Below are 12,478 nucleotides of genomic sequence, written 5' to 3' on the forward strand. Positions count from 1 at the left end.
CCATGCAAGAAACAAAAACTAAAACAGTCCGTTTTGTAATCAGCCGCCAGGATACTCCTGATTCAGCCCCTTATCAGGAAGAGTTTGAAATAGATTACCGTCCAAATATGAATGTTATTTCTGCCCTTATGGAAATTCGCCGTAATCCGGTCAACGTGAAGGGTGAACATACTACTCCAATCGCATGGGATATGAACTGTCTTGAAGAAGTCTGCGGTGCATGTTCAATGATTATTAATGGAAAGCCCCGCCAGTCCTGCACGGCTCTTGTAGATCAGCTGGAACAGCCGATCCGTCTTGAGCCGATGCGCACGTTCCCTGTAGTCCGTGACCTGCAGGTAGACAGAAGCCGTATGTTTGACTCCTTGAAAAAGGTTAAAGCGTGGATTCCAATCGATGGTACTTATGATTTGGGACCAGGACCGCGTATGCCTGAGAGAAAGCGCCAATGGGCATATGAATTGTCAAAGTGCATGACATGCGGTGTTTGTCTGGAAGCATGCCCGAATGTAAACAGCAAATCTGACTTTATTGGGCCAGCTCCTTTATCACAGGTTCGTTTGTTCAATGCTCACCCAACTGGTGAAATGAATAAAGCAGAACGCCTGGAGCAAATTATGGGTGATGGCGGACTAGCCAACTGCGGAAACTCTCAAAACTGCGTACAGTCCTGCCCGAAAGGCATTCCTTTAACAACATCCATTGCGGCACTTAACCGCGATACAACATTCCAGTCTTTCAAAAACTTCTTTGGAAGCGATCAGATCTAAACATCTTAAAACCCCTTTCCTTTTTGGAGAGGGGTTTTTTTAGGTTTCTTTGAGCAGCTAATTAAATTTAACCACTGAGCTGAGTGGAGTGGAAGGCGCGAGATCCTCGAAAATGCATGGCATTTTCTTCATGCGGTGTGGATTCAAGGAAGTTTATTCAACGTCCTTCGCAAGTAGCGTACCATGGGAGGGCCGCAGACGCGAAGCGTCGGCAGCCCCGTGGGAAAGCTTGATTACCAGCAACGGAAAATCAACGGGCAGAATTAATTTTCCATAAATTTGATTAGAGGCACAATATTTTAACACATGCTGAAAGGTTTTCAAATAATTCCAAAAATACTATAATGAAATATAACAGAGTGAGCGCTCATTCATTAATAGCCGGGAGGAACTGCCATGAAAAAATTGAGCTATATTGACGATTTTAAAAAATGGGAAGAAGAATTCATTTTCTTCCATCCAGTAAAAGTCAGATTTTCTGAAACAGATATGTTTGGACATTTGAACAATACCGTTCCATTCACATATTATGAAGAAGCACGGATAGAATTTTTCAAAAGCAAAGGCTTTATGCAGGACTGGGTAAAACATAATAATGAAACCATACCAGTCGTAGCAGACCTCCAATGCGATTTTATCTGCCAGGTTTTCTTTGATGAAGAGATACAAATTTATGTAAAAGCTGCTTCGATAGGTAATTCTTCTGTTGATCTTCATTATATGGGCAAGAAATCAGACGGTTCAGTTTGCTTCACCGGCAGGGGCACGATGGTGCAGATATCAAAGGTGACAGGCAAGGGTGTGCCTTGGACCGCAGAGATGAAAGAAATGCTGAAAAGCGGGGTTAAAGTACGAGCCTAGCGGCACAAATGGCACATTTTTGAAAATAACTTTCTCCTTTCACTAAATATAGTCACTTCGGCTGTTTTGCTGACATATGATATGGTGACTAAATATATACCCATCCCGCGGTTCATAGCTGGCGAAAGGCAAGGAGGGTTACAATACTTGAAGGAGAATGAATATACTCACAAGCCGTTACTCACCAAACGAGAAAGAGAAGTATTCGAATTGTTAGTACAAGATAAAACAACAAGGGAAATCGCTGGTGAATTGTTTATAAGTGAAAAAACGGTTCGGAACCACATTTCCAATGCCATGCAAAAGCTTGGTGTAAAGGGGCGATCACAAGCTGTTGTAGAGCTCCTTCGAATGGGAGAGCTAGAACTTTAATTTAGACCGGCTATCCTTCTGGGAAGCCGGTTATCACATTTATAAAGGGGTTTTTCATTATTGGTTTTATTTCTATCTTGAAATTTATACGGAAAAAGGTGAAAATAAATGCACAAGGGCAGAAAACGTCGTATAAGCTTAAATGGGAGTGTTTAAGAATGAAGCTTGAAGATCCTAAAACAAATGAAATAAATGATGTTGTAGCTGAAATTGAGAAAGACTTAAGATACATATCCGGCATTATCAAGCAGAAGGGAAGGGAAATTCTAAGTGATTTCACCATTACCCCTCCTCAGTTTGTTGCATTGCAATGGCTTTTTGAAGAAGGCGATATGACCATCGGTGAGCTATCAAACAAAATGTATCTTGCATGCAGCACGACAACAGATCTTGTTGACCGAATGGAGAAAAACACCCTTGTGAAGAGGGTTAAAGACCCAAATGACCGAAGAGTGGTCAGGATCCACCTGCTTGAAGAAGGAGAACGGATTATTGAAGAAGTTATAAAAAAACGCCAGGATTATCTAAAAGAAGTTTTAAAAAATTCTTCACATAATGAGGTCTTGTTCCTAAAAGATAACTTAATGAAATTACACCATGATATGCGAGGAGAATGAGGCGGTACTTGTGAAACAACCTATAGGAATTATTGACTCCGGAGTCGGAGGCTTAACAGTCGCAAAAGAAATCATGCGGCAGCTGCCAAATGAAGATATTGTTTACCTTGGAGATACAGCCCGATGCCCCTATGGCCCCCGGCCTGGTGACGAGGTAAAATCTTTTACCTGGCAAATGACGAAATACTTGCTTGAAAGAAATATTAAAATGCTGATCATTGCCTGTAATACTGCTACTGCTGTAGCCCTTGAAGAAATACGCAGGGAACTCACGATACCGGTTATCGGTGTCATTTTCCCTGGGGCCAGAACAGCTATAAAAGTAACAAAAAATCATAAAATTGGTGTCATTGGCACAGAAGGCACAGTCAGAAGCAAGGCATATGAAAATGCGCTGATTCAGTTAAACAGGAGATCTGATGTGCATAGTCTGGCATGCCCTAAATTCGTTCCTCTTGTAGAGAGCGGGGAGTATGAAGGCTCTGTTGCCAAAAAAATCGTGGCTGAGACTCTTCAGCCTATTAAAGGCAAAGGAATGGATACACTCATTCTCGGGTGTACCCATTATCCTTTATTAGAACCAATTATAAAAAATGTAATGGGAAAAGACGTAAATGTCATCAGTTCCGGTGAGGAAACAGCAAGGGAAGCAAGTACCATTCTGCATCACTATGGAATGCTAAAAGCTGTTGCTGAGAACCCTGAATATAAATTCTGCACAACGGGCTCAACAGCCATTTTTTCTAAAATTGCTTCAAAATGGCTGGGGTCTCCCGTAAATACCGTAGAAAAAATATCGCTTTAATAAATGCAGACATCTTCTGAACTTTTTCAGAAGGTGTTTTTTTAAGATAAGTATAAAATTTTGAACGCGGATAACTGTCTAGCTCCAGCGCCTTGCCCAGCCCCTCGAGGTGAGGCCCCCAGGATGGGGGTCATGCAGACGTTGCCACAGGACGTGGCGTTCTTAGTCTGCGTTCCTTCGCGGGCAAGGCGCTTCCGCTTTTCTTTTAGGATTACATTTTAAAAAAGCTTTGGTATCATGAGAATGATAGACAAATTATATTAGTTGAGTTGGTGATCAATTTGCTGGCACAAGCCGAAAACTATCTGAAAAAATATTTTGGATATACCTCTTTCCGCCCTGGCCAACAGGATATTATTCAAAATATCCTTTCTCAAAACAATACTCTTGGCATTCTCCCAACTGGAGGCGGAAAGTCAATCTGCTTCCAAATACCCGCTCTTGTACTCCCCGGAACGGCCATTGTGATCTCTCCCTTAATTTCCCTGATGAAAGATCAAGTAGATGCTCTTAGCCTTGCCGGCATCCCGGCTGCTTTTATCAACAGCACGCTGTCTTCAGCTGAGTATCAGCATGTTATGGCCGGAATACGCAATGGTGAATATAAGCTCGTGTATGTGGCGCCGGAACGATTTGGTTCCATGGCCTTTTTGGAATTATTAAACGATATTTCAATTAGTGCTATCGTCTTTGATGAGGCGCACTGCATCTCTCAATGGGGACATGATTTCAGACCAAGTTATCGTTCCGTTGTCGAAGAGCTAAACAGCCTGTACCAGAAACCTGTAATCGCTGCTTTGACAGCAACAGCAACACGTGACGTCGCAGAGGATATTCGCAGGCTTTTAAACATAGGAGAGGAACATACGTTTATTACCGGTTTTGCAAGGGAGAATTTATCTTTCCACGTTTTGAAAGGTGTTAACAAAAGGGACTTTATATTGCAGACCATAAAGAAACATAAAAACGAAGCGGGAATTATATATACTTCAAGCCGCAAGGAAACGGACCAGCTGTACCAATTTTTAAAAAGCAAGAACTGCTCAGCTGCCAAGTATCATGCAGGCTTAAAGGAAGAAGAACGAAAAGAAGCACAGAATTCCTTTGTATACGATGAATCAGACATTATGATCGCCACGAATGCTTTTGGAATGGGGATTGATAAATCCAATGTCAGATTTGTCATCCACTATAATCTTCCGCGGAACATTGAAGCCTATTATCAGGAAGCGGGGAGGGCTGGCAGAGATGGCGTGGATAGTACATGCTACCTGCTGTTTGCCCCTCAGGATATCCAGCTGCAGAAGTTTTTGATAGAGGAGAGCAGTCTGAATCAACAAAAAATGGAGCAGGAATACAGCAAGCTAAAGGATATGGTGAATTACTGCCATACAGAAAAATGTCTCCAGTCCTATATCATTGAATATTTTGATGAAAATGCCGATCCTATTCGATGCGGCAAATGCAGCAGCTGTCTGGATGAACGGACAAGCATGGATATTACTCAGGAAGCATTAATGATTTTCTCATGCATTAAGCGGATGGGAGAAAGATTTGGCATTACTTTGACAGCCCAGGTTTTAAAAGGCTCCAATAATAAGAGAATCCGCGAAATGAATTTTAATAAACTTTCAACATTTGGATTGCTGAAAAACCGCAAAGAAAAAGAGATTGCTGATATGATAAACTATCTTCTGGCCGAGGACTATCTGGCTTTAACAGATGGGAAATATCCAACAGTAAGGCTGTCAGCCAGTGCGGTTCCCGTGTTGAAGGGGCAGAAAAGATTATTTATGAAAATAAGCGAACCGGTGCCTGTTCAGGAAACAGATGAAAACATTGAGCTCTTCGAGATGCTGAGAAAGCTCAGGAAAAAGTTTGCAGATGAGGAAAATGTCCCTCCTTTCGTAGTATTTGCTGATGCATCATTAAAAGAAATGAGCCGGTATTTTCCAGTCAGCAAGGAAATGATGTTAAATATTAAAGGTGTAGGGCAAATGAAGTATGAAAAGTATGGGGAAGACTTTATCCAGGCTATCAGAGAGTTTGCCGAAGAACATAATATTTCGCCTAATCCGGCTGCAGAAGCACCTTCAAAAACAGAGGAACCAATAGATGATCGCCCAAGCTACCTGATTTCCTTTGACTATTACAAGGATGGAGATTCAATAAGAGAAATAGCCAAAAAGCGAAATTTCTCACCGATAACAATTCAAGAGCATATATTTCGCTCTGTCAGAGAAGGCAATGTAATTGACTGGTCAGAAATATTCAATGAAACTGAAGAAAAGCTCGTTTTACAGGCTGCTGAAAAAGCTGGAAGAGACAAACTTAAACCAATCAAAGAAGAACTTCCGGAAGAAATAGATTATTTTAAAATCAAAGCCGTCCTGGTAAAAGATGAACTGCAGAAACAAATATGACAAAGAAGCTCCTTATGGGGGCTTCTTTTTTAATGGATGCCATTTCAAACCTTTCTTTCGGTTTGTCCAAATTTGTCAAAAATCTATTAACACTTTTATCCCAAAAGCCGGTCTAAATTTCAGATAGGCTCGTATACATGTAGTACAAACTGTCTCAGGGGGATTATGTATGTCTATAAATAAAAAAACGTCTATAGTGTCAGCTGTGCTGGTATCATCTGTTCTATTATCAGGATGCGGATTGTTCGGAAGCCAGGGGAAGGAAAAGGTCGATCCGCCAAAAGCAGTATCTTATACCGATGAAGGCGAGAGTGTAGCCGAAGAAACAGCTGGAAAAGAAACAGCCGAAAATGAAGAGGGTGTTACGGCAAATCTTAAAACAGAGCTTTACTTGATTGATAAGAACGGGTATGTCGTTCCCCAGACTATTGACTTGCCAAAAACTAATTCAGTTGCTACACAGGCGTTAGAATACCTGGTAGAAAACGGTCCTGTTACAGAATTTCTTCCTAATGATTTCCGTGCAGTCCTTCCGGCTGATACAAAAGTTTCGGTAAATATTAAAGATAAAGTTGCAACCGTCGATTTTTCAAAAGAATTTAAGGAATATGCTAAGGAGGATGAAAAGAAAATTCTCCAATCAGTAACCTGGACACTTACACAATTTGATTCCATTGATAAAGTTAAGCTGACATTAAACGGACATGAATTAAAGGAGATGCCTGTGAATGGCACTCCGGTCAGTTCGGCGTTAAGCAGAGCCAATGGAATAAACATGGATACAACGGAAGTAGTGGATATCACGAATACGAAGCCGGTTACCGTTTATTATCTGGGCGGGGATGAAGAAAACTATTATTACGTGCCTGTCACCAAGCGTGTCAGCAATGATATGGACAATAAAGTTGAAGCGGTTGTATCCGAACTGATAAAGGGGCCGAACTATGCTTCCAATCTGGTGACAGACTTCCTTCCGGATGTAGAGCTGCTTGAGGCTCCAAAAGTTGAAGAAGGAAAAGTCACATTAAACTTCAATGAGAATGTTTTCAGCAGCTTCGAAGAGAAAATGATTTCCAAGCACTTGCTGAATACACTTGTCCTTTCACTGACCGAACAAAAGGGCATCGAAAGCGTGGCTGTCACAGTCGATGGCAAAGCAGAGATTGTCAATGAGGATGGCCAAAAACTATCTGAGCCTGTAACCCGTCCTGAAAATGTGAATACAGGAAGTTTTTAATAGAGCAGATTTTGTTATACTATATAATAACAGGAAAAAGAGGTTGGCATTTAATGCCGCCTCTTCTTTGTTGGTAAAATGAAGGCATGCCAATGTACCTGGACAAAAACATACTTAGGGCGATGCTCTGGATAAATTATTTTTTTACATATGGAAAAGAAGGGGGAATCAGCTTATGCGTGCAGATGGACGTGAACCGAAGCAGCTTAGGCCTATACATATTGAATCAGATTACTTAAAGCATCCTGAGGGCTCTGTGCTTATAACTGTGGGAGACACGAAGGTGATTTGCACAGCAAGTATCGATGAGAGGGTCCCTCCTTTTATGAGGGGACAGGGGAAAGGCTGGATAACAGCTGAATATTCCATGCTTCCAAGAGCAACCGAACAGAGAAACATCAGGGAATCGGCAAAAGGGAAAATCTCAGGTAGAACAATGGAAATCCAGCGTCTGATCGGCCGTGCTCTCCGCGCAGTGGTGGATCTTGATGCGCTTGGCGAAAGAACGGTTTGGCTTGATTGCGACGTAATCCAGGCGGATGGAGGGACCCGGACAGCATCTATTACAGGAGCCTTTGTCGCTATGTCACAGGCGATGGATAAACTGTACAGCAGCAAGAAGCTTGCTCACTACCCAATCAATGATTTCCTTGCTGCCACAAGCGTGGGAATTCTTAAAAATAAGCAGGCTGCAGTGGATTTGAATTATATTGAAGACTCCTCAGCGGAAGTAGATATGAATGTCGTTATGACTGGCAGCGGTGAGTTTGTGGAGCTTCAGGGAACGGGAGAAGAAGCGACTTTTTCTTATACCCAGCTGCAGGAAATGCTGGGTGCTGCACAGGAAGGGATATCAGAGCTGTTTGAGTTTCAAAAGGCTGCGCTTGGAGAGAAAATCACAGAAAGTATTCTAAGTAAAAGAGAAAAGCTGGAGGGGAGGTCATAGCATGCAGGAAGTGATTATCGCTACTAAAAATGCAGGCAAAGCCAGAGAGTTTGAACGGATGTTCAAACCTCTTGGGTATGAAGTTAAAACGCTGCTGGATTATCCTGATTTTCACGATGTAGAGGAAACAGGAAGCACGTTTGAAGAGAATGCCATTCTGAAAGCGGAAGCCGTTTCTGAAGCTTTTGGAAGAATGGTAATTGCCGATGATTCAGGATTGATCATTGATGCGCTTGGAGGAAAGCCAGGCATCTATTCAGCCCGCTATGCAGGAGAAGAAAAAAACGACCAGAAAAACATGGAAAAGGTTCTGGATGAGCTCGAAAGTATTCCGGATCATAAGCGGCAGGCGCGGTTCTATTGTGCTCTTGCAATCGCTGCACCCGGAAAAACTACTGTAACAGTTGCAGGAACTTGTGAAGGCCATATCTTAAGAGAAAAAGAGGGACTAATGGATTTGGCTATGATCCTATTTTCTTTACAGAAGAAAAAAACAAAGCAATGGCTGAATTAATGCCGGAGGAAAAAGCCAGATCAGCCATAGGGCGAATGCTCTCAAAAAGCTGGAGGAGCTGCTTCCTTCTTTTGTGACCGGAGCTGAGAACTCATGAAGGTTCTGATAGTCAGTGATAGCCATGGGTTAACCTCTGAACTCAGCCAAATCCGCGAAATGCATCCTGATATGGATTTGATGATTCATTGCGGAGATTCTGAGCTTCAGGCAGATCATGACTCATTAAGAGGCTACGCTGCTGTAAGAGGAAATTGTGACTTTGAGGCAGCGTTCCCGGAGGATAGAGTAGAAGAAGCTGGGGGACTCCGCTTTTTCGTCACACACGGCCACAGATATTCCGTTAAGTCTACCTTAATGAATCTATCATACAAGGCACGTGAAATGGAAGCAGATATCGTATGCTTTGGCCATTCACACGGTCTGGGAGCTGAAATGTCCGATGGGATATTATTTATTAACCCCGGAAGCATATGGCTGCCCAGAGGAAGAAAGGAAAAAACATATGTCATACTGGAAGCCAGGGGAAAGGATGTTACACTGGATGTGTATGACTTATCTAATGGGAAAATTCCTGAACTGACACAAAATTTTTCACTGGTAAAAAGCGAGTAATTTGAATATAATAACTGAGGGAAGCCAGTCTTCCCTCAATAATAAAAAAATATCTTACAAAGTGTTGACTTCTTAACATTTGTTTAATATAATAAATCTTGTCGTTGAGTTAATTAATCTCAATCAAGAAAAAATATTCAATACGTCCCAGTAGCTCAGCTGGATAGAGCAACGGCCTTCTAAGCCGTCGGTCGGGAGTTCGAATCTCTCCTGGGACGCCATTTACACATCTGGCAGCACTACATATCTTACCGAATTCTTACTCACCTTTTTGGTGAGTTTTTTTATTTTTAATTTAGTTTTAATAACAGTAGTCTGCCAGTGGAACCTTCAGTACTTAAGCCATTTTAAAACCTCTTAAATTTAAACCAATTTCAGCTGTTATACCCCTTCATAAAAAAATTATCTAAAATTTTTTTGTCCCAGAGAATGTGAATATATCAACAATGTAAGCGGATACACAAAAACAGACTAATCGAAATTATCAAATAATTCATAAAAAGGGTGTTGACGGCTGATAAAAATGGGCGTAAGATAGTCCTCAATATAAGAAATTCACACCTTTAAGTTAAATAGAATTATAACCTTCATCTTAGTGAAAACATTCTTGTAATAAGCTTCTTGGGTTTTTTTATTTAATAATTCAACGGTTTAAAGCGTTAGTGTAATGTGGTTGAAATCAGAATATGAAAAGCGTAGAAGAGGATAAGTAGTTTTATGACAGGCATTCACAGAGAGCCGGACCTGCTGAAAACCGGTAATGCCCTCTTAAAATGAACTCACCTCTGAGCGCAGTCCTGAAAGATGATCGATTAGGGGCTGCCGGGTGTTCTTCACCCGTTATCAAAACGGACAGCATTTGGCTGTTCATGAGTGCACGCACTATAAGCGTGAATCAGGGTGGTACCGTGGAACAGGTTATCAAAGCCTTTTCATCCCTTATACCTACAATCGATAGGTGTCTTTAGGGGTGGAAGGGCTTTTTATATTGGAATTATATAAACATGAGGAGGTTATCAACAAATGCTGCAGGAAGCTGCCTTAACAGAAACAAAAACGGAGACACATCCTGTCACCGGTGCTGATCTGTTATTAAGAGCCTTGGAGAAAGAAAATGTTGAAGTGATTTTTGGTTATCCTGGAGGAGCTGTTCTTCCACTCTACGACAAACTGTATCATTCAGAGATTCTTCATGTGCTGCCGCGTCATGAACAGGGAGGAATTCATGCTGCTGAAGGGTATGCCCGGATATCTGGAAAGCCGGGCGTTGTAATTGCCACTTCAGGCCCAGGAGCCACTAATATTGTTACCGGGCTTGCGGACGCAATGATGGATTCACTTCCGCTGATTGTTTTTACAGGCCAGGTGGCAACGGGAGTCATTGGATCAGACGCCTTTCAGGAGGCAGATATCCTGGGGATAACCACTCCAATTACAAAATACAATTATCAGGTCCGCAGCATTGAAGATATCCCGAGAATTGTTAAAGAAGCTTTTTATATAGCTTCAACCGGCAGGCCAGGACCAGTACTGATCGATATACCTAAAGACATCGCTGCGGGAGTTTCAGATCAGCCTGAGGAAGAAAAGGAAGTGAATCTGCCGGGATATCAGCCGACATTAAAACCAAATTACCTGCAAATAAGGAAATTAACTGAAGCGGTCAGCCGATCGAAAAAGCCTGTCATCCTGGCTGGTGCGGGCGTGCTTCATGGAAGAGCATCCAAAGAATTAAAAGAGTATGCGGAGCAGCAGCAAATTCCTATAATTCACACACTCCTGGGCCTCGGCGGGTTCCCGGCAGATCATCCATTATTTATCGGAATGGCAGGGATGCATGGCTGTTATGCAGCCAATATGGGACTTACAGAATGTGACTTGCTGATAAATATTGGAGCCCGATTTGATGACAGATTAACTGGAAACTTACAGCATTTTGCACCACATGCAACAGTCGCCCATATTGATATTGATCCTGCTGAAATCGGCAAGAACGTTCCGACTTCCATTCCGATTGTCGCAGATGCAAAAGAAGCTCTAGAGCAGCTGATTCTGCAGGATGGAAAACCGCCGGCCCATAAAGAATGGATGGAAACCATCATGGGGTGGCAGGAGGAATATCCATATTTCTATGATAAAGAGTCTGGACGATTGAAGCCCCAGAAAGTCATGGAAATGCTTCATTCAAAAACGGAAGGGAATGCCATCGTCGTAACAGACGTAGGACAGCATCAAATGTGGGCAGCCCAATACTACCGCTTTAATAAGGCAGACAGGTGGGTGACATCAGGAGGGCTTGGTACAATGGGATTTGGTTTCCCTGCCAGCATCGGAGCTCAGCTGGCCGACCCGGAAGCATGCGTACTCGCTATTTGCGGAGATGGAGGGTTCCAAATGTCAACGCAGGAGCTTGCCATTATACAGGAAATGAACCTGCCGGTGAAAATTATCATTTTTAATAATATGGCCCTTGGCATGGTCCGGCAATGGCAGGAGATATTTTATGAATCCCGTTTCTCTCACAGCAAAATTCCAGTACAGCCATCATTCGTAAAATTGGCAGAAGCCTACGGAATAAAAGGATATGTCATTCAATCTGAAGAAGAAGCTGAAGAGTTATTGGATGAAGTGCTTCATAACCGCGAACCAGTACTTATCGACTTCCGGGTGGATCCGGATGAAAACGTGTATCCGATGATTGCGCCTGGAAAAGGACTTCATGAAATGGCAGGTGTAAAACCATGAAAAGAGTCATATGCCTGACTGTTATGAATCGGCCGGGTGTGCTAAACAGAATCACGAATTTATTTTCCAAAAGAAACTTTAATATCGAAAGCATTTCAGTTGGGCTGTCTGAACATGAAGGGATGTCGCGCATCACTTGTGTGGTCCATGTTGAGGACTCCAGTGCCAGTGAACAAATTACGAAACAGCTAAACAAGCAAATCGATGTGATAAAAGTGACTGATATCACGGATCAGTCGATAGTGGCAAGGGAGCTCGCCCTCATAAAAGTTCAGGCGGTCCCTTATACAAGAAATGAAATATACTCTTTGATTGAACCTTTTAGAGCTTCTGTCATAGATGTCAGCAAGGATAGCATGACTGTTCAGATTACAGGTGAATCTGATAAAGTAGAAGCTTTCATTGAACTTATTAAACCTTATGGAATCAAAGAGCTTGCCCGGACGGGAACAACGGCATTCCCAAGAGGAACACAGCGTACTTCCCAGCAGTCCAAATCATATTCAATTGTTTAATTATTAATTACTGAGTTGATTGTAGCGGAAGGTGCGAGACTCCTGCAGGAGTAGCGGGACA

General features: G+C 42.3%; 11 protein-coding genes, 1 tRNA gene, 1 pseudogene and 1 other annotated feature. All 13 genes and pseudogenes read left to right on the forward strand.

From position 1 onward, the window contains the following. Positions 1 to 2 precede the first annotated feature (2 nt). The 13 genes and pseudogenes from sdhB (at position 3) to ilvN (ending at position 12,417) form a co-directional block, all read left to right on the forward strand. Complete coding sequence (gene sdhB, locus M5V91_RS27690; RefSeq protein WP_009333186.1) at positions 3 to 770, forward strand: succinate dehydrogenase iron-sulfur subunit; 768 nt, start codon at positions 3 to 5, stop codon at positions 768 to 770. A gap of 396 nt (positions 771 to 1,166) precedes the next feature. Continuing rightward, on the forward strand, positions 1,167 to 1,631 hold the full coding sequence (locus tag M5V91_RS27695; RefSeq protein WP_009333185.1) for an acyl-CoA thioesterase: 465 nt from the start codon (positions 1,167 to 1,169) through the stop codon (positions 1,629 to 1,631). A gap of 147 nt (positions 1,632 to 1,778) precedes the next feature. After that, positions 1,779 to 2,003: a helix-turn-helix domain-containing protein gene (locus tag M5V91_RS27700; protein WP_009333184.1), complete on the forward strand. Its 225-nt coding sequence runs from the start codon at positions 1,779 to 1,781 to the stop codon at positions 2,001 to 2,003. A gap of 158 nt (positions 2,004 to 2,161) precedes the next feature. Then, on the forward strand, positions 2,162 to 2,620 hold the full coding sequence (locus M5V91_RS27705; RefSeq protein ID WP_009333183.1) for a MarR family winged helix-turn-helix transcriptional regulator: 459 nt from the start codon (positions 2,162 to 2,164) through the stop codon (positions 2,618 to 2,620). Between the two features lie 10 nt (positions 2,621 to 2,630). After that, positions 2,631 to 3,425, forward strand: coding sequence for a glutamate racemase (racE, locus tag M5V91_RS27710; protein WP_019383254.1), 795 nt, complete (start codon positions 2,631 to 2,633; stop codon positions 3,423 to 3,425). Between the two features lie 281 nt (positions 3,426 to 3,706). Then, entirely contained in the window at positions 3,707 to 5,848 is a 2,142-nt protein-coding gene (recQ, locus tag M5V91_RS27715; protein WP_251174731.1) for a DNA helicase RecQ, read from the forward strand. A 169-nt stretch (positions 5,849 to 6,017) separates the two neighbouring features. Continuing rightward, complete coding sequence (locus M5V91_RS27720; RefSeq protein WP_009333180.1) at positions 6,018 to 7,085, forward strand: GerMN domain-containing protein; 1,068 nt, start codon at positions 6,018 to 6,020, stop codon at positions 7,083 to 7,085. A gap of 175 nt (positions 7,086 to 7,260) precedes the next feature. Further along, positions 7,261 to 8,031, forward strand: a complete 771-nt coding sequence (gene rph, locus M5V91_RS27725; RefSeq protein WP_009333179.1) for a ribonuclease PH — start codon at positions 7,261 to 7,263, stop codon at positions 8,029 to 8,031. Position 8,032: 1 nt separating this feature from the next. Next, a pseudogene (locus tag M5V91_RS27730) lies at positions 8,033 to 8,642 on the forward strand (XTP/dITP diphosphatase). Continuing rightward, positions 8,639 to 9,157, forward strand: a complete 519-nt coding sequence (locus M5V91_RS27735) for a metallophosphoesterase (protein ID WP_019383250.1) — start codon at positions 8,639 to 8,641, stop codon at positions 9,155 to 9,157. The pseudogene M5V91_RS27730 and the gene M5V91_RS27735 overlap by 4 nt, the downstream one beginning before the upstream one ends. 144 nt (positions 9,158 to 9,301) lie before the next feature. After that, a tRNA-Arg gene (locus tag M5V91_RS27740) sits at positions 9,302 to 9,378 on the forward strand. 466 nt (positions 9,379 to 9,844) lie between these two features. Continuing rightward, positions 9,845 to 10,100: a binding site (T-box leader), on the forward strand. Positions 10,101 to 10,180: 80 nt separating this feature from the next. Further along, a complete protein-coding gene (gene ilvB / locus M5V91_RS27745; RefSeq protein WP_217032755.1) occupies positions 10,181 to 11,902 on the forward strand; it encodes an acetolactate synthase large subunit in 1,722 nt (573 codons plus the stop codon). Beyond that, positions 11,899 to 12,417 carry an acetolactate synthase small subunit gene (ilvN, locus tag M5V91_RS27750; protein ID WP_009333175.1) on the forward strand — a complete coding sequence of 173 codons (519 nt, stop codon included), beginning with the start codon at positions 11,899 to 11,901 and terminating at the stop codon, positions 12,415 to 12,417. Before ilvB ends, ilvN begins: the two co-directional genes overlap by 4 nt. The last annotated feature ends 61 nt before the right edge of the window (positions 12,418 to 12,478 follow it).

The organism is Cytobacillus pseudoceanisediminis (assembly GCF_023516215.1).
Classification (GTDB): domain Bacteria; phylum Bacillota; class Bacilli; order Bacillales; family Cytobacillaceae; genus Cytobacillus; species Cytobacillus pseudoceanisediminis.